General features: G+C 72.6%; 29 protein-coding genes and 1 pseudogene. 15 read left to right on the top strand and 15 right to left on the bottom strand.

The window, feature by feature from the left end:
• Window positions 1-28: 28 nt before the first annotated feature.
• Window positions 29-637 carry a GNAT family N-acetyltransferase gene (locus tag O2V63_RS13415; protein ID WP_269168063.1) on the bottom strand — a complete coding sequence of 203 codons (609 nt, stop codon included), beginning with the start codon at window positions 635-637 and terminating at the stop codon, window positions 29-31.
• Between the two features lie 174 nt (window positions 638-811).
• Between O2V63_RS13415 and O2V63_RS13410 the strand changes: the two genes are divergently transcribed.
• Both O2V63_RS13410 and O2V63_RS13405 read left to right on the top strand, forming a co-directional pair.
• Entirely contained in the window at window positions 812-1,420 is a 609-nt protein-coding gene (locus O2V63_RS13410; protein WP_269168062.1) for an ATP-dependent Clp protease proteolytic subunit, read from the top strand.
• Between the two features lie 55 nt (window positions 1,421-1,475).
• Window positions 1,476-1,988 carry a VOC family protein gene (locus O2V63_RS13405; RefSeq protein WP_269168061.1) on the top strand — a complete coding sequence of 171 codons (513 nt, stop codon included), beginning with the start codon at window positions 1,476-1,478 and terminating at the stop codon, window positions 1,986-1,988.
• 104 nt (window positions 1,989-2,092) lie between these two features.
• Here O2V63_RS13405 and O2V63_RS13400 read toward each other — a convergent pair whose 3' ends face one another.
• The 3 genes from O2V63_RS13400 to O2V63_RS13390 are packed head-to-tail and all read right to left on the bottom strand — an operon-like array spanning window position 2,093 to window position 3,322.
• The gene (locus O2V63_RS13400; RefSeq protein WP_269168060.1) at window positions 2,093-2,602 is read right to left on the bottom strand and encodes a PaaI family thioesterase; all 510 of its coding nucleotides are present in this window, start codon (window positions 2,600-2,602) and stop codon (window positions 2,093-2,095) included.
• A gap of 16 nt (window positions 2,603-2,618) precedes the next feature.
• Window positions 2,619-3,095, bottom strand: coding sequence for a PTS sugar transporter subunit IIA (locus O2V63_RS13395; RefSeq protein ID WP_269168059.1), 477 nt, complete (start codon window positions 3,093-3,095; stop codon window positions 2,619-2,621).
• Entirely contained in the window at window positions 3,092-3,322 is a 231-nt protein-coding gene (locus O2V63_RS13390; RefSeq protein WP_269168058.1) for a PTS glucose/sucrose transporter subunit IIB, read from the bottom strand. The genes O2V63_RS13395 and O2V63_RS13390 overlap by 4 nt, the downstream gene beginning before the upstream one ends.
• Window positions 3,323-3,535: 213 nt before the next feature.
• Here O2V63_RS13390 and O2V63_RS13385 point away from each other — a divergent pair, with 213 nt between their 5' ends.
• Genes O2V63_RS13385 through O2V63_RS13365 form a run of 5 tightly spaced genes read left to right on the top strand, consistent with a single transcriptional unit; the run spans window position 3,536 to window position 8,076 of the window.
• Window positions 3,536-4,828, top strand: coding sequence for a PTS transporter subunit EIIC (locus tag O2V63_RS13385; protein ID WP_269168057.1), 1,293 nt, complete (start codon window positions 3,536-3,538; stop codon window positions 4,826-4,828).
• A 23-nt stretch (window positions 4,829-4,851) separates the two neighbouring features.
• Window positions 4,852-6,006, top strand: a complete 1,155-nt coding sequence (locus O2V63_RS13380; protein WP_269168055.1) for an N-acetylglucosamine-6-phosphate deacetylase — start codon at window positions 4,852-4,854, stop codon at window positions 6,004-6,006.
• A 2-nt stretch (window positions 6,007-6,008) separates the two neighbouring features.
• Complete coding sequence (gene nagB / locus O2V63_RS13375; protein ID WP_269168054.1) at window positions 6,009-6,806, top strand: glucosamine-6-phosphate deaminase; 798 nt, start codon at window positions 6,009-6,011, stop codon at window positions 6,804-6,806.
• Window positions 6,803-7,528 (top strand): GntR family transcriptional regulator, encoded by a 726-nt coding sequence (locus O2V63_RS13370; RefSeq protein WP_269168053.1) that lies wholly within the window; start codon window positions 6,803-6,805, stop codon window positions 7,526-7,528. Before nagB ends, O2V63_RS13370 begins: the two co-directional genes overlap by 4 nt.
• On the top strand, window positions 7,525-8,076 hold the full coding sequence (locus O2V63_RS13365; RefSeq protein ID WP_269168052.1) for a GNAT family N-acetyltransferase: 552 nt from the start codon (window positions 7,525-7,527) through the stop codon (window positions 8,074-8,076). Before O2V63_RS13370 ends, O2V63_RS13365 begins: the two co-directional genes overlap by 4 nt.
• 14 nt (window positions 8,077-8,090) lie before the next feature.
• On the opposite strand, the gene O2V63_RS13360 is transcribed toward O2V63_RS13365, so the two are convergent.
• A complete protein-coding gene (locus O2V63_RS13360) occupies window positions 8,091-8,744 on the bottom strand; it encodes an FMN-dependent NADH-azoreductase (RefSeq protein ID WP_269168051.1) in 654 nt (217 codons plus the stop codon).
• A gap of 105 nt (window positions 8,745-8,849) precedes the next feature.
• On the opposite strand from O2V63_RS13360, the gene O2V63_RS13355 reads away from it, so the two are divergent.
• From O2V63_RS13355 to O2V63_RS13340, 4 genes are all read left to right on the top strand, one after another.
• The gene (locus O2V63_RS13355) at window positions 8,850-9,203 is read left to right on the top strand and encodes a winged helix-turn-helix transcriptional regulator (RefSeq protein ID WP_269164012.1); all 354 of its coding nucleotides are present in this window, start codon (window positions 8,850-8,852) and stop codon (window positions 9,201-9,203) included.
• A gap of 326 nt (window positions 9,204-9,529) precedes the next feature.
• Complete coding sequence (locus O2V63_RS13350; RefSeq protein WP_269168050.1) at window positions 9,530-10,186, top strand: GntR family transcriptional regulator; 657 nt, start codon at window positions 9,530-9,532, stop codon at window positions 10,184-10,186.
• Entirely contained in the window at window positions 10,176-11,234 is a 1,059-nt protein-coding gene (locus O2V63_RS13345; protein ID WP_269168049.1) for a 1-aminocyclopropane-1-carboxylate deaminase, read from the top strand. The genes O2V63_RS13350 and O2V63_RS13345 overlap by 11 nt, the downstream gene beginning before the upstream one ends.
• Before the next feature lie 609 nt (window positions 11,235-11,843).
• Entirely contained in the window at window positions 11,844-12,266 is a 423-nt protein-coding gene (locus tag O2V63_RS13340) for an RNA polymerase sigma factor (protein WP_269168048.1), read from the top strand.
• Here O2V63_RS13340 and O2V63_RS20860 read toward each other — a convergent pair.
• Window positions 12,216-12,461: pseudogene (locus O2V63_RS20860) on the bottom strand (MerR family DNA-binding transcriptional regulator); the annotation flags it as partial. The gene O2V63_RS13340 and the pseudogene O2V63_RS20860 sit on opposite strands and share 51 nt — an antisense overlap.
• Here O2V63_RS20860 and O2V63_RS13335 point away from each other — a divergent pair.
• Entirely contained in the window at window positions 12,462-12,764 is a 303-nt protein-coding gene (locus O2V63_RS13335; RefSeq protein ID WP_269168047.1) for an antibiotic biosynthesis monooxygenase, read from the top strand.
• Window positions 12,765-13,010: 246 nt separating this feature from the next.
• On the opposite strand, the gene O2V63_RS13330 is transcribed toward O2V63_RS13335, so the two are convergent.
• Complete coding sequence (locus tag O2V63_RS13330) at window positions 13,011-14,369, bottom strand: hypothetical protein (RefSeq protein ID WP_269168046.1); 1,359 nt, start codon at window positions 14,367-14,369, stop codon at window positions 13,011-13,013.
• 434 nt (window positions 14,370-14,803) lie between these two features.
• On the opposite strand from O2V63_RS13330, the gene O2V63_RS13325 reads away from it, so the two are divergent.
• Complete coding sequence (locus tag O2V63_RS13325) at window positions 14,804-15,280, top strand: hypothetical protein (protein ID WP_269168045.1); 477 nt, start codon at window positions 14,804-14,806, stop codon at window positions 15,278-15,280.
• A 233-nt stretch (window positions 15,281-15,513) separates the two neighbouring features.
• Here O2V63_RS13325 and O2V63_RS13320 read toward each other — a convergent pair whose 3' ends face one another.
• On the bottom strand, window positions 15,514-16,185 hold the full coding sequence (locus tag O2V63_RS13320) for a DUF6461 domain-containing protein (protein ID WP_269168044.1): 672 nt from the start codon (window positions 16,183-16,185) through the stop codon (window positions 15,514-15,516).
• 190 nt (window positions 16,186-16,375) lie between these two features.
• On the opposite strand from O2V63_RS13320, the gene O2V63_RS13315 reads away from it, so the two are divergent.
• On the top strand, window positions 16,376-16,801 hold the full coding sequence (locus O2V63_RS13315; protein WP_269168655.1) for a M67 family metallopeptidase: 426 nt from the start codon (window positions 16,376-16,378) through the stop codon (window positions 16,799-16,801).
• 132 nt (window positions 16,802-16,933) lie between these two features.
• Here O2V63_RS13315 and O2V63_RS13310 read toward each other — a convergent pair whose 3' ends face one another.
• The 7 genes from O2V63_RS13310 to O2V63_RS13280 all read right to left on the bottom strand — a co-directional run bounded on the left by O2V63_RS13310 (window position 16,934) and on the right by O2V63_RS13280 (window position 21,839).
• Entirely contained in the window at window positions 16,934-17,467 is a 534-nt protein-coding gene (locus O2V63_RS13310; RefSeq protein WP_269168043.1) for a hypothetical protein, read from the bottom strand.
• A 229-nt stretch (window positions 17,468-17,696) separates the two neighbouring features.
• Window positions 17,697-18,125 (bottom strand): hypothetical protein, encoded by a 429-nt coding sequence (locus O2V63_RS13305; RefSeq protein WP_269168042.1) that lies wholly within the window; start codon window positions 18,123-18,125, stop codon window positions 17,697-17,699.
• A 330-nt stretch (window positions 18,126-18,455) separates the two neighbouring features.
• The gene (locus tag O2V63_RS13300; protein WP_269168041.1) at window positions 18,456-18,890 is read right to left on the bottom strand and encodes a hypothetical protein; all 435 of its coding nucleotides are present in this window, start codon (window positions 18,888-18,890) and stop codon (window positions 18,456-18,458) included.
• Between the two features lie 81 nt (window positions 18,891-18,971).
• Window positions 18,972-19,700, bottom strand: coding sequence for an alpha/beta hydrolase (locus O2V63_RS13295; RefSeq protein WP_269168040.1), 729 nt, complete (start codon window positions 19,698-19,700; stop codon window positions 18,972-18,974).
• Window positions 19,701-19,722: 22 nt separating this feature from the next.
• On the bottom strand, window positions 19,723-19,923 hold the full coding sequence (locus O2V63_RS13290) for a hypothetical protein (RefSeq protein WP_269168038.1): 201 nt from the start codon (window positions 19,921-19,923) through the stop codon (window positions 19,723-19,725).
• A gap of 129 nt (window positions 19,924-20,052) precedes the next feature.
• Window positions 20,053-21,075: an NADP-dependent oxidoreductase gene (locus O2V63_RS13285; protein ID WP_269168037.1), complete on the bottom strand. Its 1,023-nt coding sequence runs from the start codon at window positions 21,073-21,075 to the stop codon at window positions 20,053-20,055.
• Window positions 21,072-21,839, bottom strand: a complete 768-nt coding sequence (locus tag O2V63_RS13280) for an SDR family NAD(P)-dependent oxidoreductase (protein WP_269168036.1) — start codon at window positions 21,837-21,839, stop codon at window positions 21,072-21,074. Before O2V63_RS13280 ends, O2V63_RS13285 begins: the two co-directional genes overlap by 4 nt.
• 97 nt (window positions 21,840-21,936) lie before the next feature.
• Between O2V63_RS13280 and msrA the strand changes: the two genes are divergently transcribed.
• Complete coding sequence (gene msrA, locus O2V63_RS13275; RefSeq protein WP_269168035.1) at window positions 21,937-22,590, top strand: peptide-methionine (S)-S-oxide reductase MsrA; 654 nt, start codon at window positions 21,937-21,939, stop codon at window positions 22,588-22,590.
• Window positions 22,591-22,595 lie beyond the last annotated feature (5 nt).

Below are 22,595 nucleotides of genomic sequence, written 5' to 3'. Positions count from 1 at the left end.
GGTCAGGTCAGGCTCACCTCGCCCGGGGTCAGCTGCGCTTCGGCTGGCGGACCAGGGTCCAGATCGGCAGCTCGTGGTCGACCGCCGTCCGGGTCGAGTGGGTGACGGCGAAGCCGGACTGCTGCAGCCAGCGGACGACGGTCGAGGTGTAGACCGTCGCCGCGGCCGGTACCCCGTCGGCGTCGCACCGCTCGAGCACCGGCTGCAGCACTGCCGCCCCCAGCCCCTGGTGCCGGGCGGCGGGCCGGGTGCCGACGGCGTGCAGCCACCAGTGCGGCTCCTCCGGGCGGCCCAGCGCCCCGAGTCGCTCGCTGGCCAGCACGACCGGCTGGCGGGCACCGAGCACCCGGGGCAGGTCCCGGTCGACGACCGCCTGGACGTCCGCGTCGTGCGGCGGTGCGCCGGGGGCCACCCAGGCGGCCGCCGCGTCGACGTCGTCGGTCACCCACGCGGTCCCGGCCAGGACGGGGATCAACGCGCCCCACAGCTCCGCCCAGCGGGACAGCCGCTGGGTGCGGCCGTCCTCGGGCAGCGCCCAGGAGGTCCAGCGGTAGTCGGGGTAGGCCTGGGACAGCGTGGCGGCCAGCCGGGGGACGTCGGCGCGGGTGGCCTTGCGCACGACGGGGGGTTCGCTCACCGGTCGATCAGACCACGGGCGGTCGCGCCGCCGCCGGGCGAGTGCGTCAACCACCATTCGCGGAGAGCGCAATAATTGCGCCGACTGCGCAATCCGCCATTCCTCCTCGACTTCTCCGGTCGCCGCGCACTTGAGTGGCCCTGTCCATTCCGACGTCGAGCAGGAGAGTCAGCGATGACCAGCGAACAGTTCCGGGCAGCAGAGACCAGCACCGCGTCGACCTTGGGAGACGCCGTCTACGACCGGCTGCTGAGGGAGCGGATCGTCTTCCTCGGGCGCGAGGTCGACGACGTGATCGCCAATCAGCTCGCTGCGCAGATGTTGTTGTTGTCCGCCGAGGACCCGACGCGGGACATCCACCTCTACATCAACTCACCGGGCGGATCCGTGTCCGGCGGAATGGCCGTCTACGACACCATGCAGTTCGTCGACTGCGACGTCGCGACCTACGGGATGGGCATGGTGGCGTCGATGGGTCAGTTCCTGCTCACCGCAGGGGCTGCCGGCAAGCGGTACGCCTTGCCGCACGCGCGGGTGATGATGCACCAGCCCTCGGCCGGCCTGGGCGGTACCGCGGCCGACATCACCATCCAGGCGGAGATGCTCGGGCGGCTCAAGCGGCAGCTGAACGAACTGCAGGCGCACCACTCCGGGCAGGACGTCGAGCAGGTCGAGCGGGACTCCGACCGCGACCGGTGGTTCACCGCCGCCGAGGCGCGGGAGTACGGCCTCATCGACCACGTGCTCCGGGACGCGGCCGCACTCCCGGGTGCACTTGCTTGAACTGTCAAGCAAATGCGCGCAGACTGGGGCCCTCGTCGACCAGCAGGAGTGCACCGTGCCCGTCCAGCGCCTCAACCACGCCGTCCTCTTCGTCCGGGACGTCGACCGCAGCACCGCCTTCTACCGCGACGTCCTCGGCTTCCGGGTGAAGACGGAGATGCCCGGCCGGGCGGCGTTCCTGCAGGCCGAGGGGTCGACCAACGACCACGACCTGGGCCTGTTCGCGGTCGGTGCGCAGGCCGGCCCCTCGGGCGCCGGGCGCGGCACCGTCGGGCTGTACCACCTGGCCTGGGAGGTCGACACGCTCGCCGAGCTGGCCCGGATCCGCAGCGCCCTGGCCGACGCCGGCGCCCTGGCCGGGGCCTCCGACCACGCCACGACGAAGGCGCTCTACGCCGAGGACCCGGACGGCATCGAGTTCGAGGTCTCCTGGCTGCTGCCGGCCGACCTGATCACCCCGGACGTCCAGGCGCAGGGCGCGACGACCCTGCCGCTGGACCTGGACGCCGAGATCGCCCGCTACGGCGCGGAGACGAAGGGCGGCATCGGCGTCAGCGTCCCGGCCTGACCCCTCCGCCGCCCACTCGCCCGTCGAGTGCGCAGTTCTGGTCGCCGACACGGCGCGACACGCCGCACTGGGCGACCGCAACTGCGCAGTGGGCGCCCGAGGTGTCAGCCGACCTGGGAGCCGGGCTGTGGGCGGATGACCAGGATGCTGCTGCTCGCCGTGCCGAGCAGTCGGTCGGCGGCGTCGAGCAGGCGGGCCTCGGCCAGCGCCGTCCGGCCGCCCAGGTGGGTCACCGTGCCGACGCAGGTCACCCGGCCGGTGTCCAGGGTGATCGGGCGGAGGAACTTCACCGTCAGGTCCAGGCTGGTGTAGCCCACTCCGGCGGGCAGCATCGAGTGGACGGCGCAGCCGGTGGCCGAGTCGAGCAGCGTCGCGTAGACGCCGCCGTGCACCGAGCCGATCGGGTTGTAGTGGTACTCGGCCGGGTCGAACGCGAAGACGACGCGGCCCGGCTCCACCTCGATGAGGTCGAAGCCGAGGGTGTCGGCGATCGGCGGCCCGGGGAGTTCTCCGGCCACCACTGCCCGGAGCACGTCCAGCCCGGCCGAGGTGCGGGCGGCCGTCGCGGTCTGCATCGGATCGCCCCAGGCGAAGGTCCGTTCCCGTTCGGTCACGTCCGGACGGTAACGCTCAGCCCTCCGCGGGCCAGCGGAACAGGGGTTCACCGGCGACCACGGCCCGGCCGGCGGCGACCGGCGGCACCGTCTCCGCGGCGGCGTCCATCACCACGACCGGGCTGACCGGCGAGAGGCCGGCCGTTCGCACCGCAGCCAGGTCCACGGTCACCACGCGGTCCCCGACGGTGACCTCGTCACCCTCCATGACGTGCAGGGTGAACGGCTCGCCGGCCAGCTTCACCGTGTCCAGCCCGACGTGGACCAGCACGCCCTGGCCCTCCGGGGTCAGCACGATGAAGGCGTGCGGGTGCACCTTGAGCAGCCGCCCGGTCACCGGTGCGACCACCTCGACCGATCCGGCGTTCGGACCCGGCTCGACCGCCACGCCCGCGCCGACCAGTGAGGCGGCGAACACCGGGTCGGGCACCTCGGTCATCGGGACGACGGTGCCGGCCAGCGGCGCCGCGACGACGAGGGCCGCGGCGGTCACAGCAGGTCGTTGACGTCGTCGGCCAGCGAGTCGGCCTCCGGGCCGACGACGACCTGGACGATCTTCCCGGCGACCATGACGCCGTGCGCCCCGGCCTGCTTGAGCGCCGCCTGGTCGATGAGCGAGGGGTCCTTCACCTCGGTGCGCAGCCGGGTGATGCAGCCCTCGACGTCGTCGATGTTGGCTGCCCCGCCCAGTCCGGCGACGATCTGCTCGGCCTTGCCCATGTGGATCTCCTCTCGGCGACCGGGAGGTCGCGGCACTGGCTGTCGAGGCGCCCAGGAAAGCGGCTCGACCGGCTCGCGTCCAGGGTGTTGACAGGGCTCGGTCGCGCCCGCCATCCTCCCGGGACAACTGGTCATTACCGGACGTTACCGGTTGGTCGACGTCTGCGGGAATGGCCGGTGAACGCCCCCGATCCGCCCCTCGAGGAGCTCGCCATGGCCGCCCTGTCCGCCGCGCCACCGAAGGAACGCCGAGGCCTCGCCGGCCTGCAGCGCCTGGGTCGCAGCCTCATGCTGCCGATCGCCGCGCTGCCCGCGGCCGGCATCCTGCTGCGGTTGGGGCAGCCCGACCTGCTCGGCCGGTACGAGTCGATGGAGACCGTTGCCGCGGTGCTGGCCGCCGCTGGGGACGCGCTCTTCGGCAACCTGCCGCTGATCTTCGCCGTCGGCATCGCGATCGGCTGGGCCAAGAAGGCCGACGGCTCGACCGCGCTGGCCGCCGTCGTCGGCTACCTGGTGCTCGACGCCGTGTTCGCGGCGATGAGCCCGGTCGTGCTCGAGGGCGAGCTCGATCGCAACGGCGAGCAGGCGATGATCGACTTCGGGGTGCTCGGCGGCATCCTCGTGGGCGTCCTGACCGCCGTGCTGTGGCAGCGGTTCTACCGGGTCAAGCTGCCGACCTACCTGGCCTTCTTCGGTGGACGGCGCTTCGTCCCGATCATCACCGCGGGCTCGACGCTGGTCCTCGCCGTGCTCATGTCGTTCGTCTACCCGGCGTTCAACACCGTGCTGACCAACCTGGGCGAGGCGGTCGACGCCAACACCGTCGTCGGCGGGGGCGTCTTCGGCGTGGTCAACCGGCTGCTCATCCCGCTGGGCCTGCACCACATCCTCAACTCGGTGGTCTGGTTCGTCCTCGGCGACTACGAGGGCGCCTCGGGCGACATCGACCGGTTCTTCGCCGGCGACCCGGCGGCCGGCACCTTCATGACCGGCTTCTTCCCGATCATGATGTTCGCGCTGCCCGCCGCCGCCATCGCCATCTGGCACGAGGCCCGCCCGGAGCAGAAGAAGATCGTCGGCGGCGTGATGCTCTCGACCGCGCTGACCGCGTTCCTCACCGGCATCACCGAGCCGCTGGAGTTCTCCTTCCTCTTCGTGGCCTGGCCGCTCTACCTGGTGCACGCCCTGCTCACCGGCAGCTCGCTGGCGCTGACCAACGCGCTGGGCATCCACGACGGCTTCACCTTCTCCGCCGGTGCGATCGACTACCTGCTCAACTTCGGCATCGCCACCAGGCCGTTGTGGCTGATCCCGATCGGGCTGGTCTACGCGGTCATCTACTACGTCCTGTTCCGCTTCGTCATCCGCAAGTGGAACCTGCGCACGCCGGGCCGCGAGGAGGACGCGGAGGCCGTCGTGGGCAGCACCGACGACGCGCCGCGGCCGGCCGCGACGCCGGGCACCGGCGCCGTCACCAGCACGGTCGAGGAGGGTCCGCGATCCTGAGCAGGCCAGCGCCGGCCGGTCCCGTGCTGCGGGGCCGGCTGGTCACCGGCGGCTCGGTCGTCGACGACGGGGTGCTCGCCGTCGCCGGCGACCGGGTCGCGTTCGCCGGCCCGGCGCGGGACTGGACAGGTGCGCTGCCGGCCCCCGCGCCGCAGACGCTGCTGCTGCCCGGGCTGGTCGACCTGCACTGCCACGGCGCCGCCGGGCACGGCTTCCCCGACGCGGACGTCGCCGGGGTGCGCGCCGCAGCCGCCCACCACCGGGCACGCGGGACGACGACGCTGGTGGCCAGCCTGGTCTCGGCACCGGCGGCGGTGCTGCGAGAGCGGCTGGCCGTGCTGGCCCCGCTGGTCGAGGCCGGCGAGCTGGCCGGGGTGCACCTGGAGGGGCCGTTCCTGTCCGCCGCCCGGTGCGGCGCCCAGGACCCGTCCGCGCTGGTCCCGGGGGATCCGGCGCTGCTGGCCGAGCTGCTGGCGGCGGGGCGAGGGACGGTCGTCGCGATGACCCTGGCGCCGGAGACCGCGCACCGGGCCGAGCTGGTCGACCTGCTGCGCGCGCACGGGGCGCTGCCCAGCTTCGGGCACACCGACGCAGACGCCGCCGAGGTCACCGCCGCAATCCGGGCCGCGGCCCCCGGGGGCCGGCTCTCGGCGACCCACCTGTTCAACGGCATGCCGCCGCTGCTGTCCCGGGCGCCGGGGCCCGTGGCCGCCTGCCTGGCGGCCGCGGCGCGCGGTGAGCTGGTGGTCGAGCTGATCGGCGACGGCGTGCACCTCTCGCCGGAGACGGTGGCGACCGTGTTCGACCTGGTCGGTCCGAGGGCGATCGCGCTGGTCACCGATGCGATGGCCGCTGCCGGGATGGCCGACGGCAGCTACCGGCTCGGCTCGCTGCCGGTCGTGGTGCGCGACGGCGTCGCCCGGCTCACCGGCGGGTCGGCCGCCATCGCCGGGGGCACCGCGCGGCTGGTGGACGTCGTCCGGGCGACCGTGGCCGCCGGCGTTCCGCTGGCCGACGCCGTCCTGGCCGCGAGCGGCACCCCGGCCCGGCTGCTCGGCCGGCAGGACGTCGGCGAGCTGGCCCCGGGCCGGCGGGCCGACGTCCTGGTCACCGACCCAGACCTGAACCCCACCGCCGTCCTGCGGGCCGGCGCGTGGGTGCAACGAGAGGAGAGCTGACCGTGGAGGTCGTCCTGCTGCCCACCCCCGAGGACTGCGGGCGGGTCGTCGCCGACGCCGTCGCCGGGGCGGTGCTGGCCGCGCTGGGCCGGGGCGGGCCGGTGGTGCTGGGCCTGGCCACCGGGTCCTCGCCGCTGCTCGCCTACCGGGAGCTGCTGCGTCGGCACCGCGAGGAGGGGCTGTCCTTCGACGGCGTGCAGGCCTTCCTGCTCGACGAGTACGTGGGCCTGCCCGCCGGCCACCCGGAGAGCTACCGCGCGGTGATCCGCCGGGAGCTGACCGACGCGCTCGGGCTGGACCCGGCGGTGGTGCACGGCCCGGACGGCGCGGCGGCCGACCCGCTGCAGGCTGCTCGCGACTACGAGGACCGACTGCTCGCCGCCGGGCCGGTGGCGGTGCAGGTGCTGGGGATCGGCGCGAACGGGCACCTGGGGTTCAACGAGCCCGGCTCGTCGCTGGCCAGCCGGACCCGGGTCAAGACGCTCACCGAACAGACCCGGATCGACAACGCGCGGTTCTTCGGCGACGACGTCGCCGCGGTGCCCCGGCACGTGATCACCCAGGGGCTGGGCACGATCCTGGGGGCCGAGCACCTGGTGCTGGTGGCGACCGGGGAGGCCAAGGCAGCCGCGATCGCCGCCGCGGTGGAGGGGCCGCTGACGGCGTCCTGCCCGGCGTCGGTGCTCCAGCTGCACCGGCACGTGACCCTCGTCGTCGACGAGGCGGCCGGTGCCCAGCTGGCCCGGGCCGACTACTACCGCTACGTGCTGAGCCACAAGCTGACCGACCAGGGGTGGTGACCGCGCTGATCGTCGACGGGGTGGTGCCCAAGCACGAGCAGCTGCGTGGCCGGCTGACCGAGCTGGCGGCCCGACTGCCCGCGGGTGCTCCGCTGCCCGGGGAGCGCCAGCTGTGCGTCGAGCACGGGGTCAGCCGGATCACCGTGCGCGAGGCGATCGGCCAGCTGGTCAGCGAGGGCGTGCTGGTGCGGGTGCGCGGCAAGGGCACCTTCGTGGCGGAGCGGCCCGCGCGGTCGAGGCTGCACCTGGCCTCCTTCCACGAGGACATGCGCCGGCTCGGGCTGCGGCCGAGCACCGTCGTCCTGGCGGTCGCCCGGGCCGTGCCGCCGCCGGCGACCCGGGCCGCGCTGGAGCTGGCCGCGGGGGAGCGGGCCTGGCACGTGCGCCGGCTGAGGTTGGCCGACGACCAGCCGATGTCGGTGGACGACGGCTGGTACCCGGTGGCGGTGGCGCCCGACCTGGACGGGGCCGACCTCACCGGCTCCCTCTACACGTTGTTCGCCGAGCGGTACGGCTGTGCGATCGAGCGGGCCGAGCAGACCGTGCGGGCGGCGGAGGCCGACCGGGGGTGCGCCGTCCTGCTGGGGGTGTCGCCGTCCCGCCCGGTGCTGGTGTTCGACCGGGTCTCCTACAGCGCCGGTCGGCCGGTCGAGCACGCGCTGTCGACCTACCGCGGTGACCGCTACGAGGTGGCGATGACCGTCGAGCTGGGAGCCGGGTGAGCGGCCTGGAGCCCTGCACCCTGGGTGTCGACGAGCTGGTGCTGCGGCCGTGGCGCAGCGAGGACCAGGCGGCGGTCTGGGCGCTCGCCGCCGACCCCGCGCTGCGGCAGTGGAACGCGCGCGGCTTCGGCTCCCCGGACGAGGTGCGCGAGATGGTCGCCCGGCTGGCCGACTGGAGCGGCGGTGACCGGGCGTCCTGGGCGGTGACCGACGCCGTCGGGACGCTGCTCGGGTCGGTGTCCCTGCACTCGGTCGACCGCGTGCAGGGCGATGCTCAGCTGGGCTACTGGGTCGCATCGGCCGCCCGGGGGCGAGGCGTGGCGGCACGCGCGGCGGATGCGGTCTGCCGCTGGGCCTTCGCCGCGGGCATCGACCGGGTGGAGCTCTACCACGCAGTGGAGAACGCGGCCTCCGGCCGAGTGGCGGCCAAGGCAGGGTTCACCCGCGAAGGCAGGCTGCGCCGGTCCTACCGCTACGGGGACGGTGTCAAGCACGACGAGCTGCTCTGGTCCCGGCTCTCCGACGACCCACCCCCGGCGCTGCACTGAGCCAGGGGGGCGCCTCAGGCGGCGACGCGGGTGCTGCTGAGCAGCCGGCCGTGCTCGGCGGCCTCCCGCTCGGCGGTGGCCTTGAGCTCGGCGGCCAGCTCGGTGAAGGAGTCCAGCGCCGGGTTGACCCCGACCAGGGTGAAGTCCCGCTCGACCACCCGGAGGTCCAGCTGCCAGACGTCGGCCAGGATGCGCCGCAGCCAGGACGTGGCGTGGTCCCAGCCCTCGCGGGGGGTGCCCGCGCTGTAGTTGCCGCCGCGCACCACCGCCAGCACGGCGGGCTTGCCGGCCAGCGGTGGCTCGGCCCGCGGGCCCATCCGCGGGTCGGTGATCACCAGGTCGACCCAGGTCTTGACGTGCTGGGAGATGCCGAAGTTGTACAGCGGGACGGCGAAGAGCAGGGCCTCCGCGTCGACGAGCTCGTCGGTCAGCGTCGCCGCGAGGGCCAGCGCGCCGGCCTGCTCCGGCGTCCGCTGCTCGGCCGGGAGGTAGGAGCCGGCGACGGCTGCACCCCACGCATCGGCCGGCAGCGGCTCGGTGCCGACGTGCCGGCGGGTGACCGGGGCGTCGGGGTTCCCGGCCCGCCACTCGCGCTCGACGATGTCGGCGATCTCGCGGCTGGCCGACCCCTCGACCCGGATGCTGGCGTCCAGACGGAACAGTGACATGGCAAGCACTCCCTCAGAGCTAGTAGCTAGCCGATTGCTAGCACTTCGGGAAAGCTAGCACTTCGATCGCAGGAGCACGAGGGGCAGCGGTCCTACGATGACCGGGTGGCCGAGGACCTGGTGCACACGCCGGAGGCGTGCGACGACGCGCTGGCACGCGCGTTCGGCTTTCTCGGCAAGCGGTGGAACGGGCTGATCATCGGCGTGCTCGCCGGCGGGCCGGCGACGTTCACCGGGCTCCGTCGGGCCGTGGGCGGGATCAGCGACTCCGTGCTCTCCGACCGGTTGACCGAGCTGGCCGCGGCGGGGCTGGTCCAGCGCACCGTCGACGACGGGCCGCCGGTGGCGGTGAGCTACCAGCTGACCGACGCGGGCCGGTCCCTGACGCCGGTGCTCGAGCAGCTGACCACCTGGGCCCGCGAGAGCCTCCCCGCGCAGTCGTGTGCGGGCCGGCACTGAGGCTCAGCAGCCGCAGCTGACCCCCGCCGGGGCGGTGAGCGGGTCGACCGCCGGGCACGTGCCCCTGCGCCCAGGACTCCGCGCTGCGGGTGTCGACCAGCACGAAGCCGGGCCGGCCGGACTCCAGGGCCGCGTGGACGTCGGAGACGTCGGTCTCCACGGTTAGCCGCCGGACGAAGTGGGCGGCGGCCTCGGCGGGGGTGGTGGTCCAGTCCATGCCGTCGATGCTGGCGGCGGTGCGCCGGGCGAAACAGCGCCCGCCCTGCCGACGACCGCAGCTATCCGGCCCTTGACACCGCAGTCAACTGACATGTCAGATGTCAGTCATGCCTCTCGACCCTGTGCCGCGCGTGCTGCTGCGCGACGAGGCGCTGACCCGGATCCGCGACGCGATCGTGGCCGGTGACCTCCCGCCCGGGACGGTGGTGAAGGACGCCGCGCTCGCCAGCCGGCTCGGTCTCTCGGTGGCCCCGGTGCGCGCCGCCCTGGCCCGGCTGACCGACGAGGGGCTGGTGGAGGCCAAGCCGCAGAGCCACACTCGGGTGACGCCGCTGGTGCTCGACCAGGTGCGGGGCGCCGCCGTCGTCGTCCGGGCGATGCACGAGCTGGCCGTCCGCGAGGCGGTGCCGCTGGTGACCGCCGACGACGTGGCGGCGATGCGGGCGGCCAACCAGCGGTTCGCTGCTGCCGTCGACCGCGGGGACGCCGGCGGGGCGCTGGCCGCCGACGACGAGCTGCACGACGTCCTGCTCGACCGCTGCGGCAACGGCGCCGTCCGGGCCACGATCGACCGCTTCACCCCGGCGATCCGCCGGCTGGAGCGGCAGCGGTTCGCAGCCGCGCACGGCCGAGAGTCCGTCAGCCTGCACGACCGGCTGATTGCCGCGTGCGCAACCGGGGACGTCGACGAAGCCGCTGCCACCACCACCGAGATCTGGACGGCGCTGCTGTCCGAACTGGAGGAGACCCCCGATGACGACTGACATGGCCCCGCCCGCCGCCCCGAGGGCGACGACCCTGGCCGACTTCCCCCGCCACTCCCTGCTGTTCGGCCCCTCGCCGGTGCACCGGCTCGACCGGCTGACCGCGCACCTGGGCGGCGCGGCGGTGTGGGCGAAGCGGGAGGACGTGAACTCCGGCATCGCCTTCGGCGGCAACAAGACCCGCAAGCTGGAGTACCTGGTCGCCGACGCGCTGGCGCAGGGCTGCGACACCCTCGTCTCGATCGGCGGCGTGCAGAGCAACCACACCCGGCAGGTCGCCGCGGTCGCCGCGCATCTCGGGCTGAAGTGCGTGCTGGTGCAGGAGAGCTGGGTCGACTGGCCGGACGCCGTCTACGACAAGGTCGGCAACATCCTCATCTCCCGGCTCGCCGGGGCCGACGTGCGGCTGGTCAAGGCCGGCTTCGGCATCGGGTTCAAGGAGAGCTGGGAGACGGCGCTCCGGGAGATCACCGACGCCGGCGGGAAGCCGTACCCGATCCCGGCCGGTGCGTCGGACCACCCGCTCGGTGGGCTGGGCTTCGCAAACTGGGCGCACGAGGTGGCGGCGCAGGAGGCGGAGCTCGGCGTCTTCTTCGACACCGTCGTCGTCTGCTCGGTGACCGGGTCGACCCAGGCCGGCATGGTCGCCGGCTTCGCCCAGCTGGAAGAGGCCGGTGCCCGGCCGCGCCGGGTGCTCGGCGTGGACGCCTCGGCCAAGCCCGCGGAGACCCGGGAGCAGGTGCTGCGGATCGCCCAGCGGACCGCGTCGGCGATCGGGCTGCAGCGCGAGCTGACCCTCGACGACGTGGAGCTCGACGAGCGATACCACGCCGGCATCTACGGCATCCCGGACGAGACGACGATCCGGGCGATGGAGCTGGCCGCGCGCACCGAGGGCATGGTGACCGACCCGGTGTACGAGGGGAAGTCGATGGCCGCGACCATCGACCTCGTCGGCCGGGGCGAGATCGACCGGTCGTCCACCGTGCTCTACGCCCACCTCGGCGGGCAGCCGGCGCTGAACGGCTACAGCGCCCTCTTCTCCTGACGCCGCTGAGCCGGCGAGGTCATCGGCGCCGCCGATTTCGCACGCTGCTCGCCTGGTGCTCCTGAGACCGGAGAGCTCGGTACGTGACGCAGCCAGACGCTGTGGCCACTCCAGCGCAGAAGACGATGCGCCCCGGCCATGGGATCTGCGGGTTGGAGGTGGCCGCCGCCATGACGAAGAAGGAGAGCACACAGGCACCGGCCACCAGGGGGAACGACGGCGCAGCGTGCCCGGTGAGATCCGAGCGCTGGCCGTCGACGTGATGGGTCACTCCAGCGAGCAACGCTCCCGCCACGAGGCCCAGCGCGAAGCCAGGCACGACGCCGTTGACCAGGCTCCCGGCGGACGCCGGGCAGGAGGAGCTGGGCCGTCGCTCCGGCGAGTGTGCCCAACAACGTCGACTCGACGATGGGCGCGCCGATCAACCGGTACCGGGACATGGCTCTGGGTGGCAGCGGAGCAGCCCCCTCCGCCCATCCCATCGACGGCCTGGTCGGACCAGACCGTACGCACCCGTTCCGGTGTCTGACCGAGCCGGCGTTGAACGTCTGGTGCGTGACGGCTGTGGCGCGGCAGCAGCGGGAGTGACCACTGCTCAGTAGCCGACGGGTGGGCGACCTGGCCGACGATCTGCTGAGTGAGACGTTCCTCATCGCGTTCCGCCGCCGCTCTGCCTACCGCGCCGTGCACGTCGAGGTCCGCCCCTGGCTGCTGGGCATCGCCACCCAGCTGGTCCACGGCCAGCAGCGCACCGAACAACGTCGGTTGCGGGCACTGAGCCGCACCGCTCCGCTCGCGCCTGCACTGCCGGCCGACGACGACCTCTCCGACCGACTGACCGCCCAGGCGCTGCGCGGCCCGATCGCAGCCGCGCTGGCCGGTCTCAAGGCCGCTGACCGCGACGTCCTGCTGCTGTTCGCCTGGGAGCAGCTGACGTACGAGGGCCCGGGACAGTCCCACGCGTTGCCCGGCGGCCACGACGGCGAGCCGGCGCAATGTCCAGCGCGCAGAGCGACGGTGGCGACCCGCTGACCGGGTGCTGCTGATGAGGCCGATCCCCTCGTAGTAGCGCAGGGTCGCCGGCGGCAGCCCGGCCCGGGAGGACAGCTCCCCGATGGTCAGCCAGCACGGCGGCAGCCTGGCGGCTGACGGGTTGATCTCAAGTGCCCTTGAGATGTGAGGGTCGCCCTGGACGACGCGCTGCGCGTCGCCGGACGAGGAGGACACATGTTCGCGGTGGTCTACCGGTGGCGGCTACGGCCAGGCGGCGAGGAGCAGTTCCGTGACGGCTGGGAACGAGTGACTCGTGCGATCCACGCCGGTTGCGGCAGCTACGGGTCCCGTCTGCACCGCGCAGCCGATGGCACGTGGGTCGCCTATGCCTGCTGGCCCGACGCGGCCACCCGGGAGCGCTGCGTGTTCGACGAACACGACGGGGAGCGGTTGATGTCGGAGTCGGTGGTCGAACGCTTCCCCGAGCTGACGCTCGAACTGGTCAGCGATCTGCTCGTGGAGCCGACCGCGTCCTGACCTGGTCCGGGACGCGACCCGTCACCGAGGCTCTCGGCGTGATGTCGACCCAGACCACGACTCATTCGTATCCGTGGCTCGTCGTACGTGAGGGCGTCGTTGTCGGACGCGATCGGAGTTCCTTGTGATCGTTCGGACTGTCCACCCTGAGCCAGCTCGTCACCCGCAACGCCGATGATCGTCATTTGACGCCGATCGTCGCTTGCGCGCCGAGGACGCCCTGATAGAGCACCGGATCCTCCGTACCTACACGTCCAGGTAGTCGGCGTCCATCGGTGCGGTATTGGGGAGGTCTTCGGTGTCCAGCGTCTCCATCAGGTGGATGGCGGCGTACTCAGGGGCGGCGTGGCGGCCAAGTTCGTCGAACAGAGGCACGATCCGGCGTATCCGGTGACCGGGCCGGAGCGCATGGGCGAAGGTGACGTGCAGTTCGGTGTTGGGCCAGCTGCCGACCACAGCGACACTGCTGTTGCTGATCCCGCCGGTCAGCGGTCCGCGTCGACCATCGGAGTGGGTCCAGTAGTGCTCGAGGTCAGTGAGGCGCTCACGCCAATGGGCCGTGTAGTCGGCCGCGTCGATCGGTTCGGGTGGCAGTGGCCAGCAGTTGTCGGTGATGTTCACGGTGTCTGGGGGCAGCACGGTCTCGAAGCGGCCGCCGTCGGCTCGCAGCCGGACCAGGCGGGTCGGTGACGGGTCGCTGTAGGTGGCGAAGTTGCGCGGCCCTTCGATCGCGATCCACAGCCAGTCCTGGGTCGCCGTCATCGCCCGGACCATGCCCGGGCCCAGCCGCGTCCGGGACAGTTCAGTGCCGGAGGCGGGGTCCCAAGCGACGGCTGCCACATCGCGACCGGGGTGTTCCCGATCCCGACCGGCGTACCAGGTGATCCCACGAGGTGTTGCGGTCGACCATGAGGGCGTCTGCCGTCGTTCCGACGACCCGGGCAGTCTCAGCCAGCCGGAGGTGTGCTGTCGGCCGCCCTCGAGGTCCAAGACCTGCTCGCCGCGCGGTGCGGCGGAGGTGTGAGTGGTGAGGCTCAGCCGAGGCGGGATGGGATCCTGTGCCGGCAGGTGCAGCCAGGTCGTCTCCGGTTCAAGGACCCAACTGTCCTCGGTGCCCAGGTTGCGGCGACTCCAGCGACCGGACTCCACCTGCAGGTAGAGGTCTCCGTCGATGGAGCGGGCACCGTGCACCGGTGAGTCGACGTACACCGATCTCGTGGTGCGCTCTGGGTGGGCGACGAGCAACTGGTGGACACCGCCCCCTCCGGGGGGCGGGGTGTCCTCGCGTGCGGCGATGTCCTGCACGGGCGGGTCGGGCAGGCACCATGCCCCGTGGGCGGAGACCCCACCCAACGTCAGGCCGGTGGTGAGGTGGCCGCTGCGGAATCCGTCCTCGGTGACCAGCGCGAGCGGACCGCCCGGTTGCTGGACCCACAGCCCGTCCGCCGCGGGACGCACCTGCCAGGAGCCCCGCCAGTTCTCCGCCACCGGCGGCGGCACCTGCGGCCAGGCGACCACCGTCTGCAGAGCGCCAGTTCCAGCGTCCAGGACAACGGCGACCGGCTGCACCTCATCGATGACCCAGATCCGCTCACCGACCGGCACCAGGAGACCCGGGCGCAGGTTGCGGCGGCGTGGCTCAGCCACGGCGGAGAGGCATGCCCCAGTTGATGGTCATGAGGCCACGCTGTCAGGACCAGTCGACGGTGGCAAGGCGCGCCTGACGCATCCGTGAACGATGTGTCCTGCAGCTGCCACCTTGATCGATTGAGTGCATGGAGTGGGTCAGGGCGTGTCTCCCCATCGATGGTGTCCGTGGGGGGATCTTGAACGGGTGGGCACTCGCACGGAGCTGACCGATGAGCAGTGGGCGGTGATCGAGCCGTTGATGCCGCAGGTGACCTGGCGGCCGGGGCCGTACCGGGATCACCGGCAGGAATCTCCGGGCAGGCGCGCTGCACGGCCTCCTTCCATCGCACGCTCTGGGAGTCCGGCTTGTGAACCTGGCGAGGCACACTCCGATCAGATGGGCCGATGACGTGCGTCCTACGCCTGCGGCGGTATCGATCGTTGTGTGCCTTGCCCTGGCCGCAGCCGGGTGCACCACGGACCACGACGGCGCGCGCGACCGAGCTGTCGAGCAGGTACTGGCGGGCGCCAACGACGCCAAGGCTCAACTGGAAGACCTGGTCGAGGCGCCCGATCTGCCCCGAGGGGACGGATTGCTGGACGCGGTACGTCAGGAAGTGCCCGACGACTACGGCAACGTATTGACCTTCAGCCAGGATGTCGTCTCCGACGAGACCGTGAAGGTCAAGGTGGCATTCGACGGCCATGACCAGAGTGGCTCCGGTGGTACATATCTGGATTTCACGGCTCGGGTGTGCGTCGAGTTCACGGTGACCACCGGCATGAGTCCAGGCCTGACGACGCGAGACACCGCCTGCGATCAGGCGTACTTCGACAGGACTCGGTGGCTTGGCGCCGCTGGCGAAGTCGTGAGCATCGAAGACTGAGCCGCCCACTTGCGCTCTGGTCGACCGCACCGGGGACTGCCCAGGTTCTGTTGATCCGCTCGGTTGACCAGCCGTGATCGCGTCGTCAGGCCTGATGCCGACAACAGGCCTGCTGTCGGCTTGCGGCGTGTCCGCCAGTGACGGTGCCGCACGTGCTGACGCAAGGAGGCGCAAGGGCGTCACCGCTCGATGGCTGGACAGGCGCTCGCACCGGGCCATCCTTGGTCAGGCCCTCACAGTCGCGCGGTGCCGCCTCCCGTGCCCTGGGATCCCTCGGGCAAGAGGGCACCCGGCATGAGCGGGATCCGAGCCGGATCAGCAGGGTTCGGTTCGGCGGTGCGCCGGGTTCCGGGGAGGACCGGCAGGGTGGCGCAGGGCAGCGGGTCCTCCAGCATGGCCGGGGTCAGTGCCACGTCGGTCAGCAGTTGGAGGAACGAGGCGCAGGCTGCGCCTCGTGGCAGAAGGTCCTCGTGCCCGAACCCGGCCTCCTGGATCTGCGGGTCGAGAGCACGGGGAGCCGAGCCCCAGCGCATGAAGTCGGGCGCATCGGGTTCGAAGCCGGCCAGGTACTCGCCGCCACGCGCGACGTGCACCCCGCTGATCGTCGGGGTGAAGCACAGGGTGACCGCCAAGGAGCCGTCCGAGGTCAGGCGTTCCAGGAAGCCAGAGTCGGCCGCTGTCGTCGACCGGTGCTCCACCGCATAGGTCCAGCCGTCCGCCGCGCCGAGACGGACCGTGGTCTCGTCGATGTCGTATGCCTCGCGCAACGACAGGACGCCGCGGTCACAGTCCCTCGACCCGAAGGTGGCGAGCAGCCGGCTGGGGTCCGGTGCGGAGAGCACGGTCAATGTCAGCAACAGGTGCTGCTTCAGCCAGGTGGGGAACCAGTCGAAGCGTGAGTTCACGGTCGGCATCCTGTTGCTCGTTGCATGACTGCGTGCCCGCAGCGTAAGGGGCAAGACGGACGGACCAGCCTCGTCCAACTGCACGGCGGGCAGTCGGAAGGCGAATGTCCGACGGCGCAGCCTCGATCGCCTGTGGTGATGACGGAGGTGACGCTCTTCGGCAGCGTTTACGCTCCCTCGCGTGCTGCGCATGGACCGCGTGACCTACGACGCCATCGTGGCCCATGCCCGGGAGGACCACCCGGACGAGGCCTGTGGCGTCGTCGCCGGCCCCGAGGGCAGCGACCGGCCCGCGCGCTTCATCCCGATGCTCAACGCGGCCCGCTCGCCGACGTTCTACGAGTTCGACAGCGCCGACCTGCTGAAGCTGTACCGCGACATGGACGACCGGGACGAGGTGCCCGTGGTCATCTACCACTCACACACCGCCACCGAGGCCCGCCCCTCGCGCACCGACATCAGCTACGCCTCCGAGCCCGAGGCGCACTACGTGCTGGTGTCCACCCGCGAGCACGGCGCCCGGACCGGCCTGGCCGGCGACGAGGTCGAGTTCCGCAGCTTCCGGATCGTCGACGGCGAGGTGCGCGAGGAGGACGTCGAGGTCGTCGAGTCCTGACCATCCGGTCACTCGGACGATGAAGCAGTGATGGGCCGCGTCTTCGATGACCTGCCGCCCGCACGGTCGCCGTGAGCCACCTCATGACGCCTCGTCATCGGGTCCGGCTCATCCAGGCCGCTGCCTCGCGTGTCAGCGCAACAGGCGCCGAGCGGCCGCGGGGTCGAGCAACGAGCCGGCCCACCGGGACGGCGGCGTCCGCCCGTGCGCGCTCACCATGACCGGCCCCAGATCCGCGACTGCTGCGAAACCCTCGTCGCGGTGGTGCACCCACAACATGAACCGGTGCCCGTCGACGTCGAGCACGCCCGGTGCCCAGACGGCCGGGTCACTGAGCGCGGCGCCGGCCCGCTGGCCGACATCGTGGGCAGACTCCATCAGCAGGTGCAGTTCATCCCGCGGAGCGCCGACGGGGGCACTGCTCAGCAGCACCCCCTCGACAGCGGAGCCAGCGATGTCCGGCAGGCCGGAGTCTGCCGACCAGCCGCCGTTCCCGCCAGGCCGGCACCCACGGCGGGCGAGCGTGGTGAGTCGCCACGGCGCGTCCTGGTCACCCGGCTGCGGCGCGACCTCGACCGTCGTCCAGAACTCGGGCCTGGAGGCACCGCCAACCCGATCGAGTCCCGTACCGCTCACCCACAGGTCCATGCCGGTGAGCACCAGCACGGGCATGTCGAGGCCGGGCAGCGGGATGGTCATGCGCAACGGTCTAGCTGCACGGAGGACCGACGTCCAGCTCTCACTGAGCTGGGGGGGCTGGACGAGCTGCTCGAGGAGCGGGGATCGCCACCTTCGTCGCGTGGGGCGAGCCACTGGTGGACCCCCGGGCCCGGAGATCACCCCGGACGGGCCGGCGGACGTGCACTCCTACGACGTGTCGTCCGCCTCTGGCTGATCAGCCGCCTGGGCAGCGGTTGTCGCCGCCGCTGTGCTCCTGGCAGACCGGAGGTCCTGAGTCGACCTGCGCGCCCCCGACGTCGCCCCGGAACTCCTGCGCCAGCAGGGGCGCGATGAGGATCGCGACGACGATCATGGCGGCTCCGAAGCAGGCAGCTGCGGCCTTGCGCGTGCGCCAGGTGAGCATGACGCCGAGCAACGGCAGGCCCAGTGCGAGAACGGCCGCAACGACGAAGAGCCCGGTCGCCTGCGCCCGCTCGGCGGTGGTCGGCTGCTCGCCGAGGAACGGCGCGGCACCGATCGCGCCGCCGAACGCGAGCAGCGGGGGCACCACCACCCAGGCCACCAAGATCAGCAGCAGCGTGGCCGAGGACGTCCTGGCCGGCCGGTCACCGCTGAGCCGCATCCAGCCCGCCGCGTCGCTCACGGCGACATCCTGCACCACGCGGCGCCGGTTCCGGGGGCGCAGCAGCGCTCGCCCCGGCGTTGCCGGAACGGCGCTGAACGGCTCGACAGCCCGTCTCTTCGAGCCGGTCGTGCTCGAGCTCCCCTGGATCGGTCGGTCCGCATGCCGGGGGCGCTGGGGCAGTGCCCGCCATCTGTCCCTGCGGGCTCAGCGCGTCGTGGTCGCGGGCAGCGGACCTCCTGGACACGCGAACCACCATTCAGCAGAAGACCAGTGCGCCAGTTGCAACTCCAACGCGGCGAAGGTCCGAGGAGAGCGCCCTGACGAGGGCCCGGCGGATCGTCGTAGTGGTCAGGGAACGGGCACGGAGATCCCCAGGTCCGCCAGTGCGGCGTGCACCCGCGGGGCGTGCCGGTGGGCGTAGCGCAGGACGGGCCTTCCCGGAGGACGCTCCTCGAGGCTCACCGGCAGGCCGCGCGCGCTCAACTGGTCGGCCACCGCCCGCATCTCCGCCGGGTCGTCGGTGAACGAGAAGCTCGTGACCATCCCGGCCCACTTCCGCCGGTCGAGGACGACCAGGCCCGTCACCACGACGACCGGTCCGGGCGCGGCCCGGACCGCCAGTGGCCAGCCCGTCCTCCGCAGCACCGGTGTGCAGAGGGCCGCCGCGACCAGGCACGCCCCACCGAGGGCGCCGAACCCGACGGCGTTCAGCCGCGCGGTGCTCAGGAAGCGGCGCTGGCGGTGTCGGCTCCGGGCGCTGTAGGTGACGTAGGAACGGTCCACCTCGGAACCGTCCCCGAGTCGGCAGCCCGCGTCCAGACCCCGACCCGCATCGCGCACGCGCGTTCGGGCCTCGGTGAGGGGTCAGAGCGGGACGGCGAGGCCCTCGGGGCTGGGCTGGGCCAGGGCATCGGCGATCGCCTCCGGCATGGGCGCCAGGCCTGTCCCGGCCAGGACGACGTCCCGGGCGAAGCGGTGCCAGCGTTGTGACCGCCGGACCATGCCGTGCCCACCGACGATGGTGAACCGGGCGACCCGGGCCTTCGCCCGCCGGGCGCGGACGGCGAACTCCGCGGACAGCCGCGGGGGCACCCAGCGGTCGCCGCGGCCGTGCAGGATCACCACCGTCTGACCGCCCAGGTGCATGACCGGCTCACCGGGCGGGGTCCACGGGGCGAGGGCGCAGACCGCGGTCACCGACGGCTCCCCGCCCGCGCGGAGCGCGGCCCGGCCGCCCATCGAGTGCCCGACCAGCACGATCGGGACGTCGGTGCCGTGCTGCTCGCGCAGCTGCCCGATCGCCCAGCGGACGTCCTGGTAGGCGTCCGCCGCCTCCCCGTTCCAGCCGGCGACCCGGTACCGGAGCACGGCGGTGGCGATGCCCTGGTCGGCGGTGGTGGCGTGCACGTACTGCTCGAAGGCCCGCATCCGCACCAGCGAGAGCGCCCGGGTCTTCGGCGGCTCGATGCTGGCGGGAGTTCCGCCGTGACAGAACAGGGCGATGCCCCGGGTCTCCCCGACCGCCGACCGCTGCTCCAGCTCGGGGGAGCGGGGATCGGGGCGGTCGGCGTCCGGGCTGGGGATCTCGGTCACGTCGTCCTCGGGGTGGGGGCGGTCAACGGCGGCGCTTGCCGCCCAGCTTCACACGCGCCTTCTCCCCGAGGTCGCCGGCCTTGAGCAGGCCGTTGCTGACCGCCGAGGGGCCGCTGCGCTTCTCCAGGGCCTGGCCCAGGTTGCGCAGCACCTTCGTGGCCAGCGGCGCGAGGACGGTGAGGATGACCCACATGCGGAAACGGCGGGTGAGGAAGAGCCACATGATCGGCACTCTGCCCTGATCCGGCGTCCGGCAACCGGGTCGCCATGATCACCACGGGCTGAGGGTCGCCTCGATCAGCAGGAGACAGCCCTCAGCCCGTGGTGATCACCGGGTCGACCCCAGCGAGGGTCAGGCCGGGTCGGGCGCCAGCCGGACGACCATCTTCCCGGTGTTGCCACCGCTCAGCAGTGCCCGGAACGCGTCGACGGCGGAGTCCAGCCCGTCGACCACCGTCTCCCGGGCGACGAGCGAGCCGTCCTGCAGCCACCCCGACACCGCGCCGACGAACTCCGGCCGCAGGTCGGCGTGGTCGCCCACGATGAACCCGCGCAGCGTCAGCTGCTTGCCGACGATGAACCCCAGGTTCCGCGGCCCGGGCGGCGCGGTGGTCGCGTTGTAGCCGGAGATCGACCCGCACAGCGCGGCCCGCCCGTACGTCCGGAAGGCGCCGATCGCCGCCTCCAGGTGCTCCCCGCCCACGTTGTCGAAGAAGACGTCGATCCCGTCCGGTGCGGCGGCGCCGAGCAGGTCGGCGACCTTTCCGTCGTGGTAGTCGAACGCCGCAGAGAAGCCCAGCTCCTCGCGCAGCCAGCGCACCTTCTCCGGCGTCCCGGCGCTGCCCACGACCCGTGAGGCCCCGCGCAGCCGGGCGAACTGGCCGACCAGGCTGCCCACCGCCCCGGCCGCGCCCGAGACGAAGACGGCGTCCCCCTCACGGAAGCCGGCCAGCCGGAACAGCCCCGCGTACGCGGTGAGCCCCGGCATGCCGAGCACGCCCAGGTACAGCGACAGCGGCAGGCCCGGCAGCGGCTCGACGACGGAGACGTGCTTCGCCGGGACGACGGCGACGTCCCGCCAGCCCAGGCCGTGCAGCACCAGCGCGCCCTCGGGGACGGCGTCCGACCGCGACGCGATCACCTGCCCGACCGTCCCGCCCTGCATCGTCTCGCCCAGCTCCCAGCTGGCGGCGTAGGACTTCGCGGCGCTCATCCGGCCGCGCATGTACGGGTCGACCGACATCGCGATGGTCTGCACCACGACCTCGCCGTCCGCCGGGTCCGGCCGCTCCGTCGTCACGAGACGGAAGTCCTCGGCCACCGGCTCGCCGTGCGGGCGCCGGACCAGCTGCCACTCACGGGTGGAGATGCTCATCGCGGGAAGTCCGGCTCGTTGCGGGGGATCACGAAGACCTCGGGCACGAAGCTGGTGTCCGGCATGGTGACCATGGTCAGCACCATCCGGGCCACGTCGGACGGCGGCATCATCCGGTGCGCCGGGATGCCCCAGCGCTCCATCATCGGGGTGTCCATCGCGGCCGGCACGATGCTGTGCACCCGCGCCGGGAAGGGCACCTCGGTGCCGTCCGCACTGACCGTGCCCTTCTCCCGCAGCTCCCGCTGGATGCACCGGGTGGCGCTGCGGAAGGCGGCCTTCGAGCTGTTGTAGGCGATCGCCCCGCTCCCGGAGGTCACCGCCGACAGCGAGGTCACGTGCACCACGTCGGCGACGGTGTCGGCCGGGCGGTGCTGCACGGTCTTGAGGAACTCGCTGGTCAGGAAGACCGGGCCCTCGCAGTTCACCGCCTGCACCATCCGGTAGTCGGCCAGGTCGATGTCGGTGATGTAGCCGGGGCGGTCGATGCCCGCGACGTTCACCAGCAGGTCGAACCGGTCGCCGTGCCGGGCGAACAGGTCGGCGACCACCCGGCGGCGGGCGGCGTCGTCGGTGACGTCGAGCGCCACCACCTCGGCGTCCCGGCCGATCTGGGCGCGGGTCTTCTCCGCGCCCTCGGTGTCGACGTCGCCCAGTGCGACCGTCGCCCCGGCCTCGGCCAGGGCGACCGCGACCGCCCGGCCCAGGCCGCTGGCCGCTCCGGTCACCAGGGCCACCCGGCCCGACAGCTCGTCTGTCCCCATGTGTCTGCGGTCTCCTCCACGTCGGTGGCGCTGCCTTGCGTCCCCGCCACCTTGGCGCAGGGCGGGACGCCCTGCAGGACGGACCTACAGTCGAGGCATGTTCTTCTCCCGCGCCAAGACCCAGCCGGTCACCGCGGCGGACGCCCTGACCGGCCGTACCGAGCCGCTGCCCGGCATCCCCGAGGTGCACGCGGTCAACGGCAACCGCATCCAGCCGCCCTTCCCCGAGGGCCTGCAGACCGCCGTCTTCGGCGCCGGCTGCTTCTGGGGGGTGGAGAAGGTCTTCTGGGAGACCCCGGGCGTGTACTCGACCGCCGCGGGCTACGCCGGCGGCCACACCCCCAACCCGACGTACGAGGAGGTGTGCTCGGCCCGCACCGGCCACACCGAGGCGGTGCTGGTCGTCTTCGACCCGGCCGTCCTCTCCTACGACCGCCTGCTGAAGGAGTTCTGGGAGGAGCACGACCCGACCCAGGGCATGCGGCAGGGCAACGACGTCGGCACCCAGTACCGCTCGGCCGTCTACACCCAGGGCCCGGAGCAGGAGGCCGCCGCCAAGGTGAGCCGCGACCTGTTCCAGGAGCGGCTGACCGCGGCCGGCTACGGCGACATCACCACCGAGATCGCCCCGCTGGGCGACTTCTTCTACGCCGAGGGCTACCACCAGCAGTACCTGTACAAGGTCCCCGGCGGCTACTGCCCGGTGAACTCCACCGGCGTCAGCTGCCCGATCGGCCTCCCCGGCGTGTGACCGTC

The sequence above is a fragment of the Modestobacter sp. VKM Ac-2977 genome (assembly GCF_026968045.1).
Taxonomy (GTDB): Bacteria; Actinomycetota; Actinomycetes; order Mycobacteriales; family Geodermatophilaceae; genus Modestobacter.
This window is presented reverse-complemented; position numbering and strand designations above follow the sequence as displayed.

Excerpts from the sequence above, each read along its gene's own strand:
- O2V63_RS13350 (WP_269168050.1), top strand. The coding sequence starts at position 9,530 with ATGCCTCTCGACCCTGTGCCGCGCGTGCTGCTGCGCGACGAGGCGCTG.
- O2V63_RS13315 (WP_269168655.1), top strand. The coding sequence starts at position 16,376 with ATGGACCGCGTGACCTACGACGCCATCGTGGCCCATGCCCGGGAGGAC.
- O2V63_RS13390 (WP_269168058.1), bottom strand. The coding sequence starts at position 3,322 with ATGGGCAAGGCCGAGCAGATCGTCGCCGGACTGGGCGGGGCAGCCAAC.
- O2V63_RS13290 (WP_269168038.1), bottom strand. The coding sequence starts at position 19,923 with ATGTGGCTCTTCCTCACCCGCCGTTTCCGCATGTGGGTCATCCTCACC.
- O2V63_RS13345 (WP_269168049.1), top strand. The coding sequence starts at position 10,176 with ATGACGACTGACATGGCCCCGCCCGCCGCCCCGAGGGCGACGACCCTG.
- O2V63_RS13285 (WP_269168037.1), bottom strand. The coding sequence starts at position 21,075 with ATGAGCATCTCCACCCGTGAGTGGCAGCTGGTCCGGCGCCCGCACGGC.
- O2V63_RS13360 (WP_269168051.1), bottom strand. The coding sequence starts at position 8,744 with ATGTCACTGTTCCGTCTGGACGCCAGCATCCGGGTCGAGGGGTCGGCC.
- O2V63_RS13280 (WP_269168036.1), bottom strand. The coding sequence starts at position 21,839 with ATGGGGACAGACGAGCTGTCGGGCCGGGTGGCCCTGGTGACCGGAGCG.
- O2V63_RS13335 (WP_269168047.1), top strand. The coding sequence starts at position 12,462 with ATGTTCGCGGTGGTCTACCGGTGGCGGCTACGGCCAGGCGGCGAGGAG.
- msrA (WP_269168035.1), top strand. The coding sequence starts at position 21,937 with ATGTTCTTCTCCCGCGCCAAGACCCAGCCGGTCACCGCGGCGGACGCC.
- O2V63_RS13385 (WP_269168057.1), top strand. The coding sequence starts at position 3,536 with ATGGCCGCCCTGTCCGCCGCGCCACCGAAGGAACGCCGAGGCCTCGCC.
- O2V63_RS13410 (WP_269168062.1), top strand. The coding sequence starts at position 812 with ATGACCAGCGAACAGTTCCGGGCAGCAGAGACCAGCACCGCGTCGACC.